The sequence below is a fragment of the Roseomonas sp. FDAARGOS_362 genome, assembly GCF_002754815.1.
In the GTDB taxonomy this organism is placed as follows: domain Bacteria; phylum Pseudomonadota; class Alphaproteobacteria; order Acetobacterales; family Acetobacteraceae; genus Roseomonas; species Roseomonas mucosa.
Genome location: NZ_CP024588.1, coordinates 1094261 through 1111049 on the forward strand (window position 1 = coordinate 1094261; position 16789 = coordinate 1111049).

16 protein-coding genes are annotated in these 16789 nt (G+C 70.7%); 6 read left to right on the top strand and 10 right to left on the bottom strand.

Translation table 11 applies throughout. The features are described from left to right. Positions 1 to 9: 9 nt before the first annotated feature. The gene (locus tag CTJ15_RS09940) at positions 10 to 1059 is read left to right on the top strand and encodes an EAL domain-containing protein (RefSeq protein WP_099781527.1); all 1050 of its coding nucleotides are present in this window, start codon (positions 10 to 12) and stop codon (positions 1057 to 1059) included. A gap of 8 nt (positions 1060 to 1067) precedes the next feature. Here CTJ15_RS09940 and CTJ15_RS09945 read toward each other — a convergent pair whose 3' ends face one another. Then, positions 1068 to 1886 (bottom strand): IS5 family transposase, encoded by an 819-nt coding sequence (locus tag CTJ15_RS09945; RefSeq protein WP_099780839.1) that lies wholly within the window; start codon positions 1884 to 1886, stop codon positions 1068 to 1070. Between CTJ15_RS09945 and CTJ15_RS23945 the strand changes: the two genes are divergently transcribed. Then, positions 1832 to 2959, top strand: a complete 1128-nt coding sequence (locus tag CTJ15_RS23945; protein WP_193009663.1) for a PAS domain S-box protein — start codon at positions 1832 to 1834, stop codon at positions 2957 to 2959. The two genes, CTJ15_RS09945 and CTJ15_RS23945, sit on opposite strands and share 55 nt — an antisense overlap. A 122-nt stretch (positions 2960 to 3081) precedes the next feature. Beyond that, complete coding sequence (locus tag CTJ15_RS09960) at positions 3082 to 3801, top strand: 2-phosphosulfolactate phosphatase (protein ID WP_075821969.1); 720 nt, start codon at positions 3082 to 3084, stop codon at positions 3799 to 3801. A gap of 20 nt (positions 3802 to 3821) precedes the next feature. Here CTJ15_RS09960 and ispG read toward each other — a convergent pair whose 3' ends face one another. From ispG to CTJ15_RS09980, 4 genes are all read right to left on the bottom strand, one after another. Beyond that, complete coding sequence (ispG, locus tag CTJ15_RS09965) at positions 3822 to 4976, bottom strand: flavodoxin-dependent (E)-4-hydroxy-3-methylbut-2-enyl-diphosphate synthase (protein ID WP_075821968.1); 1155 nt, start codon at positions 4974 to 4976, stop codon at positions 3822 to 3824. A gap of 201 nt (positions 4977 to 5177) precedes the next feature. Further along, a complete protein-coding gene (locus CTJ15_RS09970; protein ID WP_193009664.1) occupies positions 5178 to 6353 on the bottom strand; it encodes a helix-turn-helix domain-containing protein in 1176 nt (391 codons plus the stop codon). 30 nt (positions 6354 to 6383) lie between these two features. Continuing rightward, positions 6384 to 7502, bottom strand: a complete 1119-nt coding sequence (locus tag CTJ15_RS09975) for a nitronate monooxygenase family protein (protein WP_075823369.1) — start codon at positions 7500 to 7502, stop codon at positions 6384 to 6386. Continuing rightward, positions 7502 to 8737, bottom strand: a complete 1236-nt coding sequence (locus tag CTJ15_RS09980; protein WP_019461168.1) for an aspartate kinase — start codon at positions 8735 to 8737, stop codon at positions 7502 to 7504. Before CTJ15_RS09980 ends, CTJ15_RS09975 begins: the two co-directional genes overlap by 1 nt. Positions 8738 to 8865: 128 nt before the next feature. Here CTJ15_RS09980 and ubiG point away from each other — a divergent pair, with 128 nt between their 5' ends. Continuing rightward, positions 8866 to 9585 carry a bifunctional 2-polyprenyl-6-hydroxyphenol methylase/3-demethylubiquinol 3-O-methyltransferase UbiG gene (gene ubiG / locus CTJ15_RS09985; RefSeq protein ID WP_099781530.1) on the top strand — a complete coding sequence of 240 codons (720 nt, stop codon included), beginning with the start codon at positions 8866 to 8868 and terminating at the stop codon, positions 9583 to 9585. A 226-nt stretch (positions 9586 to 9811) separates the two neighbouring features. Then, positions 9812 to 10246 carry a hypothetical protein gene (locus CTJ15_RS09990; RefSeq protein WP_019461166.1) on the top strand — a complete coding sequence of 145 codons (435 nt, stop codon included), beginning with the start codon at positions 9812 to 9814 and terminating at the stop codon, positions 10244 to 10246. A 34-nt stretch (positions 10247 to 10280) separates the two neighbouring features. On the opposite strand, the gene CTJ15_RS09995 is transcribed toward CTJ15_RS09990, so the two are convergent. From CTJ15_RS09995 to CTJ15_RS10015, 5 genes are all read right to left on the bottom strand, one after another. Next, positions 10281 to 11312, bottom strand: coding sequence for a histone deacetylase family protein (locus CTJ15_RS09995; RefSeq protein ID WP_026033196.1), 1032 nt, complete (start codon positions 11310 to 11312; stop codon positions 10281 to 10283). 88 nt (positions 11313 to 11400) lie between these two features. Then, positions 11401 to 13824 carry a PAS domain-containing sensor histidine kinase gene (locus CTJ15_RS10000; RefSeq protein ID WP_126281865.1) on the bottom strand — a complete coding sequence of 808 codons (2424 nt, stop codon included), beginning with the start codon at positions 13822 to 13824 and terminating at the stop codon, positions 11401 to 11403. A 69-nt stretch (positions 13825 to 13893) separates the two neighbouring features. Continuing rightward, entirely contained in the window at positions 13894 to 14481 is a 588-nt protein-coding gene (locus CTJ15_RS10005) for a DUF1178 family protein (RefSeq protein ID WP_369923885.1), read from the bottom strand. Between the two features lie 112 nt (positions 14482 to 14593). Further along, the gene (gene grxC / locus CTJ15_RS10010) at positions 14594 to 14851 is read right to left on the bottom strand and encodes a glutaredoxin 3 (RefSeq protein ID WP_075822234.1); all 258 of its coding nucleotides are present in this window, start codon (positions 14849 to 14851) and stop codon (positions 14594 to 14596) included. 39 nt (positions 14852 to 14890) lie between these two features. After that, positions 14891 to 15739 carry a ComF family protein gene (locus CTJ15_RS10015; RefSeq protein WP_226946100.1) on the bottom strand — a complete coding sequence of 283 codons (849 nt, stop codon included), beginning with the start codon at positions 15737 to 15739 and terminating at the stop codon, positions 14891 to 14893. 139 nt (positions 15740 to 15878) lie between these two features. Between CTJ15_RS10015 and CTJ15_RS10020 the strand changes: the two genes are divergently transcribed. Next, on the top strand, positions 15879 to 16787 hold the full coding sequence (locus CTJ15_RS10020; RefSeq protein WP_099781533.1) for a methyltransferase domain-containing protein: 909 nt from the start codon (positions 15879 to 15881) through the stop codon (positions 16785 to 16787). The last annotated feature ends 2 nt before the right edge of the window (positions 16788 to 16789 follow it).

Sequence of the window (16789 nt, forward strand, 5' to 3'; positions counted from 1 at the left end):
GAAAATTGCATGAAGAGCGATTTGATGTTCACATCTCAGGCACGTTTCAATATCGCCTTCTCCTCGGCACTGATCGGCGGCAACATCACGCCTTATTTTCAGCCGATTGTTTCCCTGGAGGAAAACAGAACCGTTGGCTTCGAGGTTCTGGCCCGTTGGCATGACGAAAAACAAGGGAACATTCCACCTTCCGTCTTTGTTTTCCATGCCGAAAAGGCCGATATGCTGGACGAGCTGCTCGATTCACTCATGCGCCAGTCCTTTGCCGCGGCGCAGGACTGGGATGGGGATTTCTACCTCGCCTTCAATCTTTCGCCAACACAACTCCAACATCCCCATCTGCCGGAACGCATCGCCAGCCTGGCGAAGGAGTTCGGCTTCCCCCTGGAACGGCTGCATATCGAAATCACCGAAACAGCCATTCTCGAAGACGAGAAGAATTCCAGGCGCGTCCTGGAACAGATCATCGCCATGGGCTGCGCCATTTCACTGGATGATTTCGGCACCGGCTATTCGAGCCTGACTTGGTTGCGGACCCTGCCATTCTCCAAAATCAAGATCGATACGAGTTTTGTCCGGTCCATGCTGGAACAGAAGGAAAGCCGGAAGATCGTGGCAGCGGTGGTCGGCCTTGGACAAAGCCTGGACCTTTCCGTGATCGCGGAAGGCGTGGAAACCCTGGAACAGGCCGAACTGCTGCAAAAGATCGGGTGTGGCTACGCCCAGGGCTATCTGTTCAGCCGCCCTGTCCCGGCCAATGCGGTGCCGGGCCTTCTTCGGGGCCCCGCCTCTGCTGCCTTCGCCACAGATCCCGCGAACCTGACCCTGGAACAACGGGCGCACCAGATTTCCGCGCTCTATGCTTCCGATAACATGTCGATCTGTTTCCTGGGGCTGGATTACGTCATCAAGGATGCCAGCCCCGTTTTTGCGAGGAATCTCGGCAGGCCGCTCGACGATGTCATCGGACGCCAAGTCAATGACGTGATGCCGGAGGGTGTGGGCCGGATCGCCTGGCTTCACTCCTACTGGGCGCGGAATCTGCCTGCCCCGGCTTAGACCCCGTTTCATAACGGCTGAGCCAGACGCCGGACGAGGATCATGGCGGCGGCGAGGGTGAAGAAGGCGACGGCGGAACCGACGGTGGCCTCGTGATCGCGAGCGAGGCGTCGGCAGCGGCCGAACCAAGCGAAGGACCTCTCCACCACCCAGCGCCTGGGTTGCACGGCGAAGCCTTTCTGGCCGGGTGCGCTGCCGATGATGGTAACGGCGACGGGGGAGGCTCGGGCGACCCGCGGACCGGCGTAGGCGCGGTCGGCGAAGCAGCGGGCCAGGAACGGCCAAGGGCGGCGCGACATGGCCAGGAGGGCCGCACCCCCTCGGCTGTCATGCAGGCAGGCGGGCGAGATGGCGGCGAGCAGGAGCCTACCGTCCGTGTCCACCAGGGCGTGGCGCTTGCGGCCCGTCACCTTCTTCCCGGCATCGTAGCCGCGGACACCTTTCACGCCGACACCGCCCGAGCGGACGGATTGGGCGTCCAACACCGCCGCTGTCGGTGAGGCCTCTCGGCCGACCCGCTCGCGGTCGGCCATGATGAGGGCGTGCGCCAGTCGCTCGAAGGTGCCCCGGCGCGAGAGGCGCAGGAACCAACGGTGCACGGTCCCGGGCGGCGGGAAGTCGCGGGGCAGATGCGCCCAGGCGCAGCCGGTACGGAGCACGTAGAGGATCGCATCGACCACCCGCCGCATCGGCCAGGACCGGGGTCGTCCGGTCTTTGCAGGGCTTGGCAAGAAGGGCTCGACCAGGGCCCACTCGGCATCGGTTAGGCACGTTGCATAAGGCTGGGAGCCGCGCGCAAGCTGCGCGCGGGCGGCAGGGGTCCACATGGGCCACCTCGAAGGACGTCAGACACCCTCCGAACGCGCAGAACTCCCGCCGCTCACCCCGCCTCAGCCGTTATGAAACGGGTTCTTATGAAAGAAAGCTGCCCGACGGCGGAACACACCTCCTTTTCATCCACCGGGTTCCCGATGAAGTCGGCGAACTGCTTGGTTACTCGATCATTGTCATCGACATCACCGAGAACAAGAAAACCGAGGAGGCCCTGCGCAAGAGCGAAGAACATTACCGCATCGCGGCCACTCTCAGTCCGCGGCTTTCATGGCAGATGGACGCCCAGGGCCAGATCGAAGCGATCGACGAAAGCTATGCCAGGATGATGGGCCTGGTACTCGATGATGTGCGGGGAACAAAATGGACGAACATAGTCCATCCCGCTGATCGCGACCGGATCAAGGCGTCCTGGGGGCGTGCCCTCAGCAACGGGAGCGTTTACGATGAGGAACTGCGTTACCGGATGCCCGATGGCAGCTATCGCTGGTTCCGCTCCTATGTCGCCCCGCAGAAGGCGCCTGATGGCACCGTGCTGCGCTGGTATGGCCAGAAGGAGGATATCGATACCAGAAAAATATCCCTGGATGCCCTGCGCGACCAGGAAGAGCAGTTCCGCTTCATCCTGGACAACTGCCCCCATCTCTTCTGGATGACGACGCCGGACGGCCAGATGACACGCGCAAATCCGCGCATCTTCCATCTGACCGGCCAGACCTATGAGCAGACGCGCAACCATGGCTGGCTGGATATCGTCCATCCCGAGCAGCGCGCCGCAGTCCGCGCACAGTGGATGGAGTGCCTGAGAACGGGCAAGGTCTATGATGTCGATTTCCAGGCCCGGCTCTCCGATGGCAGGTGGCACTGGATGCGCGCCTGGGGCGCGCCACGATGCGATGACGCGCGCAATATCCTCGGCTGGTATGGAACCCTCAGCGAGATCACGACGCCACGCAGCCCGGGCGCTCAACTTCCTGCCGTATCGCCGCTCCGGGCCTATACGCTCCACGATGAGCAGGAAAGCCAATCGCGGGAGATCGCGGCGCTCCCCAGGACTTGGAGCAGATGATGGACATGGACATGCCGGCTGGCAGTCCGTGACAGGCCGGAAAGGGCCGGTGCCGCAGCGGGTGATGTGTGACGTCGGGCCCCGAGTCCAGTGATCTGGACATGACGTGCCGAGGGACATCCATGCCGGACACTCTCTGCGAATGGGGCATGGCCGGGCTCCTCGCCCTCCATGAGCGGACCGCGGCGCTGGTCATCGTCGATGTCCTGTCCTTCTCCACCGCCGTGGACATCGCCGTGGCGCGCGGGGCGATCGTGCATCCCTTCCCCTTCTCGGACCAGCGGGCGGCACAGCAGGAGGCGGCCCGTCTCGGCGCCACCCTGGCCCATCCCCGGAACGCGGCGGGCGGCCAGTACAGCCTCTCCCCCGCCAGCCTCGCTACCATCCCGCGCGGCACGCGGCTGCTGCTGCCCTCGCCCAACGGCTCGCGCCTTTCCGTGGCGGCGGCTGGGACGCGGCGGCGCATCCCGGTCCTGGCCGGATGCCTGCGCAATGCCAGGGCGGTGGCGGCCGCCGCGCGGCGCCTCGCCGGTACGGGCGCGGTGGGGGTGATCCCGGCCGGGGAGCTCTGGCCTGATGGCGGGCTGCGCCCGGCGATCGAGGACCTGCTCGGCGCCGGGGCGATCATCGAGCACCTGGGTGGAGAAGCTTCACCGGAGGCGGAAGTCGCGCGCGATGCCTGGCGCGCGGCGGGGCACCGGCTGGGCCGGATGATCCGCCTCTGCACCTCGGGGCAGGAGCTGGTGTCGCGCGGCTATTCCGGCGACGTGGACCTGGCGCTGGAGGAGGATGCCAGCGCCACGGCGCCCGTGCTGCGGGACGGCGCCTACCGCGCCGCCTGAGCGGAACGGCTAAGCCGACGCTACTCCGCTGCCTGGGGCGCCTCGTGGCCCTGCTCGTTGCGCTCGGCCTCGGCCTTCTTCTCGGCCAGGAGCTGCGCCGCCTTGGCCTCTACCAGCTCGACGATATGCTCGATCATGTCGCCCGCATCGACCGTGTGGTCGGTCTTGCCGGCGGCATAGACCATGTGGCGGCCATTGCCGCCGCCGGTCACGCCCAGGTCCGTCATCAGCGCCTCGCCCGGCCCGTTCACCACGCAGCCGATGATCGAGAGGCTCATCGGCACCTCGATATGGGCGAGCCGCTCCTCCAGCGTGGCCACGGTCTGGATCACGTTGAAGCCCTGCCGCGCGCAGGAGGGGCAGGAGATGATCTTCACGCCCCGGTGCCGCAGGCCGAGCGTCTTCAGCATCTCCCAGCCGACATGCACCTCCTCCTCCGGCTCGGCGGAAAGCGAGACGCGGATCGTGTCGCCGATCCCGGCCCAGAGCAGGTTGCCCATGCCGATGGAGGACTTCACCGTGCCGGCGCGCTTGCCGCCCGCCTCGGTGATGCCGACATGCAGCGGATGGTCGCAAGCCTCGGCCAGGGCGGTATAGGCCGCCACGGCCAGGAAGACGTCGGACGCCTTCACGCTGATCTTGAACTCGTCGAAGCCGTTCTGCAGCAGGTGGTCGGCATGCCACAGCGCGCTTTCCACCAGCGCCTCCGGGTTCGGCTCGCCATACTTCTCCAGCAGGTGCTTCTCCAGGCTGCCGGCATTCACGCCGATGCGAATGGAGCAGCCATGGTCCCGGGCGGCCCGGATGACCTCCTTCACCCGCTCGGCCGAGCCGATATTGCCCGGGTTGATACGCAGGCAGGCGGCGCCGTTCTGCGCCGCCTCGATGGCGCGCTTGTAGTGGAAGTGGATGTCCGCCACGACCGGCACGTTCACTTCGCGGGTGATCTCGCGCAGCGCCGCGGTCGCCTCCGGCGTCGGGCAGGAGACGCGGACGATGTCCACCCCCGCGACCTCCGCCCGGCGGATCTGGGCGATGGTCGCCTCGGCATCCTCGGTCGGTGTGTTGGTCATGGTCTGGACGGAGATCGGCGCATCCCCGCCCACCAGCACGTTGCCCACGCGGATCTGGCGGGACTTGCGGCGCAGGATCTGCTGGTAGGGACGGTAGGACATGGAAATTCCTGTACGGCCGGCAGGGATCGGATAGTCAGTTCAGACGGCCAAGATATGGCAGGAGCCAGGGCATGGGCCAAGCCTTGGCGGGGCGCGCGGAGACCGGGGCGGCCATGACCGGCGAGGGCGGCGCACGGCTTTCATCGAAATGTCACGCCTCATCCGGGCCGGTTTCCCGGCCGCAAATCCGGCCGGAGGGCGTCAGCCGCCCGCCGGGGCCGGGTTGCGGAGGCGGTCCGGGTCCAGCGGGATGTCGCGAACCACATTGGTCCGGCCCGCCAGGAAGGGACTCGTCTGCCCGTCCACGATGATCTCCAGCGCGTCGGCCTTGCCGGTGGTCAGGGTCATCCCCTCGCCCGCCGGCACGGTATAGGTCTCGCCGGGGCGGAGCAGGCGGCTCAGCAGCGGACGGCTGGCCCCCTTCGCCCGGATCTGCACCCAGGAGCCCTCGCCCGGGCCAGGCGCGGCGCGCAGCACGATGCGGCCCTGGCCATCCGCCTGGTTGGGCACGGTGGGCGTGACCGGCGCGGCCAGGGGCGGCGGCACCGGGGCGGCGGGCGCCTCGCCCGTTGCGGGCACACTCGCGGCCTGGGGCGGCTGCGTGCCCGGAGCCGGGGCCTGCGGCACCGTCGGGCGTGGCGCGGCCGTCTGGGCCTGCTGCGCCGCCGGGGCGGGAGCGGCCGGCGGAGCGGCCCCTGGCCCGGGAAGGGCACCGGGCGGGCTACCGGGCGTCGGAGCGGCGGGCCGGGCAGGCGGCGGCGCCACGGAGGCGGCCGTTCCCGGGGCCGGACCGGCCGTGGAACCGGGCGCCGGATTCGGGACCGGCGTATGGCCGCCCGCCGTGGAGGGCGGCGAGGCGGGCACCACCTGTCCCAGGGTCGGCGGCAGCACGGGCGCGGCGGGGCGGGGCGCCGTTCCGGCGGCCTCCTCCAACCGGCGCGGCGGCGCCTCGACACGGTCCAGGCTCCGGTCGCCGGAGCCGCTCCACTGCCACCAGGCCACGTAGCTGCCGATCGCCAGCACGGCGCCGATCAGGATCACCGCCCCGGCCGGCACGCCGCGCTTGGGCACAGGTTCGGGGAAGACGAGGTCGGTGCGCTGCTTCGCCGCCGCCCCGGCCCCGTCGCGGAAGCGCCGGGTCAGCTCCTCCGCGTCCAGGCCCAGGGACTGGGCATAGGAGCGCACGAAGCCGAGTGCATAGGTCGGCCCCGGCAGGTCCCGGGTCCGCCCTTCCTCCAGCGCCGACAGGTAGCGGCGGCTGATGCGGAGGTGCTCGGACATGTCCTCGATCGACGCGCCGATCGCCAGGCGGGCGTCACGAAGCTCTGCTCCCACCCCGGAGGTATCGAGGGCGGTCGATTCCACTGTTCTGGCCATCGGCGTCATGTCATCGGGCAAGAAACGACCCTATCCCGCAGCTTGCGGCGGAGCAAACCCCCCCATCCCCCCCGGGGTTTCGCGGGCGGGCAGGCCGCGCGCCGCGATCGCGGCGGCCGCCTGTGCCACGATCTCGGCCAGGATGGCCGTCACCGGCTCCTCGCGCAGGACCATGCCGACCGACTGGCCGGCCATCAGGGAGCCGTTCTCCACGTCGCCATCGACCACCGCCCGGCGCAGCGCCCCGGCCCAGAAATGCTCGATGTCGAGCTGCGCGGCCTCCTTCGTCAGCTCCCCGGCCCGGAAGCGGCGGATCACCTCCGCCTGGTGCTCCAGGAACCGCTTCGTGCCCGCGTTCTGCAGGGCGCGGACGGGGATCACGGGAAAGCTCTCGTCAAGCTGCACGGTCGGCAGCGCGTCGCGCGCCGCGCCGCGGATGAAGGCGCGCTTGAAGTTCGGGTGCGCGACGCATTCGCTGGCACAGACGAAGCGGGTGCCGATCTGCGCCCCGGCGGCGCCCATCTCCAGATAGGACAGGATCGCCTCGCCCCGCCCGATGCCGCCGGCCACGAAGACCGGCACGTCGCGGACATGGGGCAGGATCTCCTGCGCCAGGACGTTCAGGCTGACCGGGCCGATATGCCCGCCGGCCTCGGAGCCCTCGATCACCAGCGCATCCGCGCCAGAACGGACCAGCTTCTTCGCCAGGGCCAGGGCGGGGGCAAAGCAGATCACCCGGGCGCCGGCATCCTTGGCCTTGCGGATCGCGGGACCGGGGGGGATGCCGCCGGCGAAGACGATATGGCCCACCTTCGCGTCCAGGCAGACCTGCACCAGATCCTCCAGCCGGGGATGCATGGTGATCAGGTTCACGCCGAAGGGCTTGTCCGTCAGCGCCTGGGTCGCGGCGATCTCCTCGGCCAGGCGCGGCGGCTCCATGGCGCCGCAGGCCAGCACGCCGAAGGCCCCGGCCTCGCTCAGCGCCGCCACCAGGTGCCGCTCGCTGACCCAGGACATGGCGCCGCCCAGGATCGCCCAGTGGGAGCCCAGGAAGCCCGCCCCGCGCGCCATCAGCCGGTCGAGTTCGGCGAGGGCGGCAGGATCGGGGCCCTCGGTGGCCGGCGGAACGGCGGGGGACGGGGCGAGCATCAGGCGGAAGCCTTCCCGGCCGGCGCGTCGAGGCCATAGGCCGTGTGCAGGGCGCGCACCGCCAGTTCGGTGTATTCCACGCCGATGAGCACCGAGGTCTTGATCTCCGAGGTGGAGATGACCTGGATGTTGATGCCCTTTTCGGCCAGCGTGTTGAACATCGTGGCCGCGACCCCGGCATGGGAGCGCATGCCGATGCCCACGATGGAGATCTTGGCGACCTCCGGATCGGTCAGAATGGCGTCGAAGCCGATCGAGGACCGGGCGTTCTCCAGCGTCTCCCGGGCACGCGGCAGGTCGGTCTTGCCCACCGTGAAGGTCATGTCCGTGGTGCCGTCGGCGCCCAGGTTCTGGACGATCATGTCCACGTTCACATTGGCCGCCGAAAGCGGGCCGAAGACATGGGCCGCGATGCCGGGCTTGTCCGGCAGGCGGCGCAGGGTGATCTTCGCCTCGTCGCGCGAATAGGCGACGCCGGTCACAACGGGCTGTTCCACGATCTCGTCCTCGTCCACCACCAGGGAGCCCGGCTTGTCCTCGAAGGAGGACAGGACCTGCACCCGAACCTTCTGCTTCATCGCCAGCTCGACCGAGCGGGTCTGCAACACCTTGGCCCCCACCGAGGCCAGCTCCAGCATCTCCTCGAAGCTCACGCGCTCCAGCTTGCGGGCGCGCGGCACGATCCGGGGGTCGGTGGTGTAGATGCCGTCCACATCGGTGTAGATGTCGCAGCGGTCGGCCTTCACCGCCGCCGCCACGGCCACCGCCGAAAGGTCGGAACCGCCGCGGCCCAGCGTGGTGATGCGCTCCCGCGGGCCGATGCCCTGGAAGCCCGCGATCACCGGCACCTGCCCGGCCTTCATGCGCTCGATCAGCGCCGAGCCGTCGATCTCCTCGACCCGCGCCTTGCCATGCGCGCCGTCGGTGCGGACCGGCACCTGCCAGCCCTGCCAGGAGCGCGCATCGACGCCCTCCGCCTGCAGGGCGATGGCGGTGAGGCCGGTGGTCACCTGCTCGCCGGTCGCCACGACCACGTCGTATTCCCGCGCATCGTGCAGCGGCGACAGGTCGGTGCAGTACTTCACCAGCTGGTTGGTCACGCCCGACATGGCGGAGACCACCACGGCGACCTCGTTGCCAGCCTCCACCTCGCGCTTCACGCGGCGGGCGACATTGCGGATACGGTCCAGGTCGGCGACGGAGGTGCCGCCGAACTTCATCACGATACGGGCCATGGCGCCGGGGGTTTTCCGGTTCTGCTAAGGAGCGGCGGCGGTTGCGCGCCGCGAAAGGTCGGGACAGATACCGGGCGCTGCGGGTGGCTGCAACCTCGTCCGCACGACGACACCCTTGGGAGAATCGCATGTCCGGCACGGCGAGGGCGGAGGAAATCGCGAAATTCGATGCGCTGGCGGATCGCTGGTGGGACCCGCGCGGCCCCATGGCGCCCCTCCACGCCATGAACCCGCTGCGCTGCGGCTGGGTGGCGGAGCGGCTGGCGCGGCGCTTCGGAAGGCCGGGCGAGGACCTGTCCGGCCTGCGGGTGCTGGATGTCGGCTGCGGCGCCGGGCTGGCCAGCGAGGCCCTGGCCCGGCGGGGCGCCGCCGTCACCGGCATCGACGCCGCCGGGGCGGCGCTGGAGGCGGCGCGCGCCCATGCCGCCCTGTCCGGCCTGGAGATCGACTACCGCGCCGCGCGGCCGGAGGAAGTCTCCGGCGAATGGGACGCGGTGGTCTCGCTGGAGGTCATTGAGCATGTGGCGCCGGAGGAGCGCCCGGCCTTCCTCGGCGCCCTGGCGCGGCTGACCCGGCCCGGCGGCGCCGTCTTCCTGTCCACGCTGAACCGCACGCCGCGCGCCTTCCTGATGGCGAAGCTGGGGGCGGAGTATGTGCTCCGGCTGCTGCCGCGCGGCACCCATGACTGGAAGCTCTTCATGACCCCAGCCGAGCTGGGGGCCGGGCTGCGCGAGGCCGGACTGCGGGTGGAGGATATTTCCGGGATGGGCTTCGATCCGCTCAGCCGCCGCTGGCGCGCGACGCGGGATGTCGGGGTGAACTACATGCTGATGGCGGGGAAGGATTGAGACGAAAAAACAACCCAAGGTTGTTTTCCTTCAGGAACGTTGCTAGCCTGGGGTCTGTCGTGTCTCGAGAGCCAAGCCCCTGCCCATCGCCCTGAAACGGTACGCAGCCCTTCTGCGTGGTGCGCTGCTGTGTGGGGTTCTGATGGGCTGCGCCAGGGTGCCGCGCGAGGCGGAGGGGCCGCCACCCACCTTGCCGAGCAACTTTCGCCAGACGATCGCTGTCTCCATGGCTGCGGCGTTCCTGCACGACGGCACCGGCCCGGCCGAGATCCAGCCTGAGCCCGTGCGGAGGGTTACCCTCTTCGAGGGCGAACAGACCTTGCTCTTCGCCCGCTATCCGGTACGGCGGGTAGACTTCCTGGGACGGAACATGCCGGGGATGCGCTGCTTCACCATCTCGACCCCCTGGAAGTCGGGGGACGGCAAGATCGAGATCACGGTTCGATCGGAAAAGCGTGATCCCCAGGAATGCCTGGTGAACACGGCCCTGGTACCCTTCACCGAATTGAACGAGATGCGGCGCCGTGCGGAGGACTGCAAGGCGCGGGGGCAGAAGACCTGCATCCTGTCCACTACCTTCTCCGGCGGCGAGGCTGAGTTGCTCCGGCGGATCGAGCGGCTGCAGGACCCGCCGCTGCCACGCGGCAACCCCTTCCGCTGACGCTCCGGGCCAGCGCGGCCCGGAGCGGCGCGCCTCAGCGCCCGAAGCCGTTAAGGAAGCGTTCCAGCAAGCCGCCGATCACCTCCACCGCATAGCCGCCCTCCTGCACGATGGCGGTGGGCAGGCGCAGCCCGCCGATGGCCTCGCCGGCCCGGCCGAAGCCATCCGCCGTCACCGAAAGGGCGTTCAGCGGCTCGTCCTTCGAGGCGTCGAAACCCAGGCTGACCACCAGCGCCTCCGCGCCGAAGTCCCGGATGGCGCCCAGGCCGGTGCCGATCGCCTCCAGCCATTCCGGATCGCCGCTGCCCAGGGCCAGGGGCAGGTTCAGGTTGAACCCGGCGCCCATCCCTCCGCCGCGCTCGTCGGCATGGCCGACATACCAGGGGTAGTAGCGGTCCGGATCGCCATGGACCGACACGAAGAGCACGTCGTCGCGCTCCCAGAAGATGCCCTGGGTGCCGTTGCCGTGGTGGCTGTCGATGTCGAGCACGGCGACCTTGCCCGCGCCCCTGGCCCGCAGCCGCTCCGCCGCCAGGGCGGCGTTGTTCAGGTAGCAGTGGCCGCCGGCCCGGGCGGCATAGGCATGGTGCCCGGGCGGCCGCGCCAGTGCGTAGGCGGAACCGCCGCCCGCCGCCACCTCGGCCGCGGCCAGCGCCCCGGCCGCCGCCAGCACCGAGGCTTCCCAGGTGCCGGGGCCGATCGGGCAAGCGGCGTCGGCGGTATACCAGCCGGTCTTGCCGATGATCGTGGTGGAGCGCCGCGCGCCCTGTGCCAGCATCTCGGGCGAGGGGTGCATGTTGGGCACCACCTCCTCGCCATGGCCCGGCATGGCCTCCCATTCCGTCAGGGCGCCCCGCAGGAAGTCCAGGTAGTCCGGGGCATGCACCGTGCCGAGGGCCGTGGCGTCCGCATCGCCCGGGGCGGCGATCTCCAGCCCCATCCGCCGGCAGGCCGCCAGCAGCGCCTCCGCCCGGGCCGGGACCTCGAAATGCGGCCGCAGGTGCCCCCGTTGCAGGAAGAAGCGCGGCGCATGCGCCAGTTGCCGGTCGTCCCAGAAGACCTTCATGCCGGTTCCCATCCGTATCCGCCCGGCAGCTTCCCGCCCCCGGGCGCTCCCGGCAAGGCCATCCCGCCCCGTTCCGGGGGCACCGCCCTCAGCGGCCGGGCGGCCCGTCCAGCACCCCGCGCACCCGCGCCGCCAGCTCGGCGAAGGTGAAGGGCTTGCCGATCACCTCCACGCCCGCGTCCAGCCGGCCGTGATGCGTCAGGGCGTCGCGGGCATAGCCGCTGGTGAAGAGCACCTTCATCCCCGGCCGCAGCAGCCGCGCCCGCGCCGCCAGCTCCGCCCCGTTCATACCGTTGGGCAGCACCACGTCGGAGAAGAGCAGATCCGGCACCAGCGAGGGCGAATCCTCCAGCAGTCGCAGCGTGCCGGGGCCGTCCTCCGCCTCGATCACCTGGTATCCGAGCTCCGACAGCACTTCCACCGAGTAGCTGCGGACATCGGCATCGTCCTCGACCACCAGGATGCTTTCCTGCCGGGCGCGGGCGGCGGGTGTGGGCTCCCCCTCCGGCGGCGCCTCCTCACCGGCGGAAACCAGGCGCGGCAGGTAGATCCGCACCGTGGTGCCCAGGCCGGGTTCCGAGTAGATCCGAATATGGCCGCCGGACTGGCGGACGAAGCCATAGGTCATGGACAGGCCCAGCCCTGTTCCCTGCCCCACCGGCTTGGTGGTGAAGAAGGGCTCGAAGACCCGGCCGACGACCTCCTGATCCATGCCCGTGCCGGTGTCGGTCACGCTGATCACCACGTATTGGCCGGGTCCCAGTTCCTCGCCGCGCAGGGCGATGGCTTCCGAGAGGCTCAGATTCCCCGTCTCGATCGCCAGCCTGCCGCCGCCGGGCATGGCATCGCGCGCATTCACCGCGAGGTTCAGCAGCGCGTTCTCCAGCTGCCCCGGATCGGCCTCCACCCGCCACAGGTCCGGCGCCAGGGCGGTGCGGATGGCGATGGTCTCGCCCAGGGTGCGGGCCAACAGGTCCGACATCCCCTCCACCAGCCCGTTCACCTGCAGGGCGCGCGGCGCCAGGGGCTGGCGGCGGGAGAAGGCCAGGAGACGCTGCGTCAGCACCGCGGCGCGCCGGGCGCCGCTCGCCGCATTCTCGGCCGAGCGCCGCAGCCGCCCCGCCTCGGGCGGCAGGCTGCGCTGCAGGATGTCCAGGTTGCCCAGCACCACCTGCAACAGGTTGTTGAAGTCGTGCGCCACGCCGCCGGTGAGCTGGCCGATCGCCTCCATCTTCTGCGACTGGCGGAGCTGCGCCTCGGTGCGGCGGAGGATCTCCTCCTGCCGCCGCTCCACCGTCACGTCGCGGCCCACCGCGTGCAGGAACTCGCCCTCCGGCACGACGTTCCAGGAGATCCGGCGGTAGGAGCCGTCCCGGTGACGGATGCGGTTCTCGAAATGCTCCACCCCCTGGCCATCCGCGAGGCGCGCCAGCTGGACACGGGTCAGCGCCGTATCCTGCGGATGCACGAAGCCCAGGATGCCGGTTCCGGAGGGCGGCTCCGCGGGCCAGCCCAGGACGCGCTCCCAGGCCGGGTTCACCGCCTCCGCCGTCAGGTCATCCTGGCGGATCACCACCATGATATCCTGGGAATGATGCCAGATGCGGTCCAGGTCCCGGCTGCTCCGCTCGACCCGGGCCTCCAGCTTCTCGCGCGAGCGGAGCAGCGCCTCATCCTCGCGCTTGCGCGCGGTGGTGTCGCTCACCACGCCGACGAAGCGGACGCAGCGCCCTTCCTCGAAGAAGCTCTGCCCGGTCAGCGACAGCCAGCGCTCGCGGCGGTCCGCCAGCCCGACAATCCGGAACTCCGTGGTCAGCCGCCCGCTGCCGGCGGGCGAGAGGGCGTCCTCCATCTCCTGCCGGACCCGGGCGCGCATCCGGGGATGCAGGGCGGACAGGAAGCTGTCCTCGTAGGTCAGGGGCCGCTCGTCATCGAGGGACAGGCCGAACAGCGCCCGGCAGGCTGCGTTCCAGTGCAGCACCCCGCGGGCGACATCCAGGTCCCATGTGCCGAGGCCGCTCGCCTCCACCGCGAGGCGTGCGCCCGCCTCGCTGACACGCAGCGCCCGCTCGACCCGCACGACGTCGCGGGCCAGGGTCACGTCGTGCAGCGTGGCCAGGAAATAGCGGACCTGGCCCTGCGCGTCCCGCAGCGGGCCGATGCGGACCTCGTTGCGGAAGGGGGTGCCGTCCCGCCGGTAGTTCAGCAGTTCGACGGTGATGTCCCGCGCCTCGCCCATCGCGTCCCGCAGGGCGTCCACCGTGGCGCGGTCCGTGCCGGGCCCCTGGAGGAAGCGGCAGTTCCGGCCCAGCACCTCCCGGCCGTCATAGCCCGTCATCTGGAGGAAGGCGGCATTGGCGAACACGATGGGATTGTCCGGGCGCGCCGGGTCGGTCAGCACCATCGGCGCCAGGCTGTAGCTGGCGACGGCCAGGAAGGGCAGGCCCGGGTCGGGAAAGTCGCCGACCAGGGCGGAACCGGTGTCCCGCCCCCAGCAGTCCAGCGCTTCCATCAGCCGGGCCGCCCGGGCATGGCACCGCGGCGGGGAGCCCTGATCCGGCCCCCGCCCCGGCACGTACCATCAGCCATCCGAGCGGGGCACCCAGGGAATGCGGGCGATCTCGATACCCTCGTCGCGCAGCGCCTCGGCCTCCGCATCCGTGGCCTCGCCATAGATGCCGCGGCGCTCGCTCTCGCCCGCCTGCATCCGCCGCGCCTCCTCGCTGAAGTCGCGGCCCACATAGTCGCAGTTGCGCTCGACCTCGCCGCGAATGCGCTGCAGCAGTGCCATGACCTGGGCGGGCATCGGCCCCGCCGCCACGGGCTGGCTCGCGGGGCCCGGCATGGCGGGAACGGGCGGCGACGGCGTGGGCGCATCGGAAAGGGCCGGACCGGCCACGGGGCCTGCCTCCGGCCGCGACTTCGCGATCGACGGCGCCATCAGCGCACGCTGGACCTCCGTCCCGCCGCAGACCGGACATTCCACGAGGCCATTCCTGGCCAGTTTCTCGAAACCCGCGCTGTCCTGGAACCAGCCATCGAACTCATGGCCACCTTCGCAGCGCAACTGGTAGTGGATCATCCCTGTTCCGTTCTCGGCCCCATCGGCTTCGCGCCGCCCCATTCCGGATTCCGGCAGGGGCGCCGGCATTCCGGTGCTGCGAGCCATGCGCCTGTTCAAACCCTATTCTGGCACTCGAATATTCCGAGTGCCAGTGGGCCGTGCCGAGCCTGCCGGAACCCAGGCGGGCGAGGCCGGCCCGCCACGCCGGGCGGTGGGATCAGGCCGTCAGCAGGCTGTCCAGCTTGCCCGCGCGCTCCAGCGCAAAGAGGTCGTCGCAGCCGCCGATCGCCTGCCCATCGATGAAGATCTGCGGCACCGTGGTGCGGCCGCCGGACCGGCGGACCGCGTCCTCGCGCGCCGGAGAGCCGTGCGGCGCATCGAATTCCTCGAAGGCGGCGCCCTTGCGCATCAGCAGCGTCTTCGCGCGCGCGCAATAGGGGCAGAAGGGGGTGGTGAAGATCTCGACCTTGGCCATGTTCCCTCAATTCGTTCCGCCGGGCCCCCGGGTCAAGTCTCACCCCTGCCTATCCGTGTTTCCCGGCGTATCCCGGGGCAGCACGCGGGCCGCCGCCAGCACATCGACCTCCCGCGCCCCGGCCTCCAGCAGAGCGCGGGCGCAGGCGGCGGCGGTGGCGCCGCTGGTGAGCACGTCGTCCACCAGCAGCACGCGCTGCCCGGCGATGGCGCGCCGCCCCCGGGGCGTCACCAGGAAGGCGCCTTCCACCTCCATCGCCCGCCCGGCGGCGCCCAGGCCGCCCAGGGAGGTCGTGCCGCGCATCCGGCGCAGCCCGTCCGGCAGCCAGGGCCGCCCCGCCTGCCGTCCCAGATGGCGCGCCAGCAGCGCCGACTGGTTGTACCGGCGCCGCAGGAGGCGCCGCCAGTGCAGCGGCACCGGCACCAGGATGCCGGCCTCCGCCAGCAGCTCCTTGCCCGCCAGGGCCATGGCGCGGGCCATCGGGCGCGCCAGGTCGGGGCGGTCGCCGTGCTTGAAGGGCAGGATCAGGCGCTTCGACACGTCCCCATAGACGAAGGCCGCGCGCGCCCGGGCGAAAGGAAAGGGCCGTTCCGCGCAGGCGGCGCAGAACAGGCGGCCCGTGGTCGGCACGCCCTGCTCCACATGCAGGAACGGCACGCCGCAGCCGTCGCAGAGCGGGTCGCCGATCCGTTGCAGGTCCCGGAAGCAGGCGGGGCAGAAGGCGCCGTGGCGCATCACCGGCTCCCGGCAGGTAAGGCAGCTGGGCGGCAGCAGCGCATCCAGCAGCCCCTCCCCCATCCGCCCCGCGAGACGGCCCCAGCCCCGCCAGCGGCCGGGCGCCGCTTCCGCCCCGCTCAATGGCCACCCCGCCCGGTCCCAGCGTGCCATCCGCCCTGCATTCCTATCGCCCCCGCTCCGGCCATCGCCTCTCCGGCCCCTGGCTCTTTTCCAGCGCCCACCCTGCTCGTCCTGTCCTTCCGGCCCCACCCCCTGGCGCCGTGGCCGGCTTCGCGCCATCTGCCGCTGCATGTCCGCGCCGCATCAGGTCTTCGACCGCCGCCTCCACCGCCTCCGCCGCGACCGCTCCGCCGCGAGCCTGCGCCAGGTGGCCCCCATCCTGGAGGAAGCCGCCGACCGGCTGCTGGACCGGTTGGACGACTTCACACTGCGCTTCGACCATGCCCTGGACCTTGGCGGGCGGGGCGCGGTGGCGCCGCGGCTGCGCGCCCGCGGCATCGGGCAGGTGGTGTCCATGGACCTGTCGGCGGCCCTGGCGCGACAGGCCGGCAGCCTCCCGGTCGCCGGGGACGAGGAATGGCTGCCCTTCGCCGAGGGCAGCTTCGACCTGGTGGTGGCCAGCCTGTCGCTGCACTGGGTGAACGACCTCCCCGGCGCCCTGGTGCAGATCCGCCGCGCGCTCCGCCCGGACGGGCTGTTCCTGGCCAGCGTGCCGGCGCTGGGCACCCTGCAGAACCTGCGCGAGGCCCTGGCCGCCGAGGAGGAGGCGCTGCGCGGCGGCGTTTCGCCGCGCGTCTCGCCCTTTCCGGAGGTCTCGGACGGCGCGGCCCTGCTGCAACGGGCGGGCTTCGCCCTGCCGGTGGCGGATGCGGAGACGCTGCGCCTCGCCTACCGTTCGCCGCTCGCCCTGTTGCGCGACCTGCGCGCGGCCGGGGAAACCAGCGCGGTCCTGGCACGGGACCCGCGCCCGGTGCCGCGCGCGCTGTTCCCGGCGGCGCTGGCCCGGCTGGCGGGCGAGGCGCCGGGGGACGAGCCGGTGCCCGTCACCCTGCGCCTCCTGACGCTGACCGGCTGGGCGCCGGCACCCAGCCAGCAGCAGCCCGCCCGGCCCGGCAGCGCCACGGTTAGGCTCGCCGAGGCGCTGGGCACCGAGGAACGGGGCCTGGGCGAGGCCACGCCCGGCACCCCGAAGCGCTGATC

Coding starts and splice junctions, on each gene's coding strand:
- CTJ15_RS09980 (WP_019461168.1), bottom strand. CDS start 8,737: ATGGCCCGTATCGTGATGAAGTTCGGCGGCACCTCCGTCGCCGACCTG.
- ispG (WP_075821968.1), bottom strand. CDS start 4,976: ATGTCCTACCGTCCCTACCAGCAGATCCTGCGCCGCAAGTCCCGCCAG.
- grxC (WP_075822234.1), bottom strand. CDS start 14,851: ATGGCCAAGGTCGAGATCTTCACCACCCCCTTCTGCCCCTATTGCGCG.
- CTJ15_RS09945 (WP_099780839.1), bottom strand. CDS start 1,886: ATGTGGACCCCTGCCGCCCGCGCGCAGCTTGCGCGCGGCTCCCAGCCT.
- ubiG (WP_099781530.1), top strand. CDS start 8,866: ATGTCCGGCACGGCGAGGGCGGAGGAAATCGCGAAATTCGATGCGCTG.
- CTJ15_RS10000 (WP_126281865.1), bottom strand. CDS start 13,824: ATGGAAGCGCTGGACTGCTGGGGGCGGGACACCGGTTCCGCCCTGGTC.
- CTJ15_RS09995 (WP_026033196.1), bottom strand. CDS start 11,312: ATGAAGGTCTTCTGGGACGACCGGCAACTGGCGCATGCGCCGCGCTTC.
- CTJ15_RS10020 (WP_099781533.1), top strand. CDS start 15,879: ATGTCCGCGCCGCATCAGGTCTTCGACCGCCGCCTCCACCGCCTCCGC.
- CTJ15_RS10015 (WP_226946100.1), bottom strand. CDS start 15,739: ATGGCACGCTGGGACCGGGCGGGGTGGCCATTGAGCGGGGCGGAAGCG.
- CTJ15_RS09960 (WP_075821969.1), top strand. CDS start 3,082: ATGCCGGACACTCTCTGCGAATGGGGCATGGCCGGGCTCCTCGCCCTC.
- CTJ15_RS09940 (WP_099781527.1), top strand. CDS start 10: ATGAAGAGCGATTTGATGTTCACATCTCAGGCACGTTTCAATATCGCC.
- CTJ15_RS09990 (WP_019461166.1), top strand. CDS start 9,812: ATGGCTGCGGCGTTCCTGCACGACGGCACCGGCCCGGCCGAGATCCAG.
- CTJ15_RS09970 (WP_193009664.1), bottom strand. CDS start 6,353: ATGGCCAGAACAGTGGAATCGACCGCCCTCGATACCTCCGGGGTGGGA.
- CTJ15_RS10005 (WP_369923885.1), bottom strand. CDS start 14,481: ATGGCTCGCAGCACCGGAATGCCGGCGCCCCTGCCGGAATCCGGAATG.
- CTJ15_RS09975 (WP_075823369.1), bottom strand. CDS start 7,502: ATGCTCGCCCCGTCCCCCGCCGTTCCGCCGGCCACCGAGGGCCCCGAT.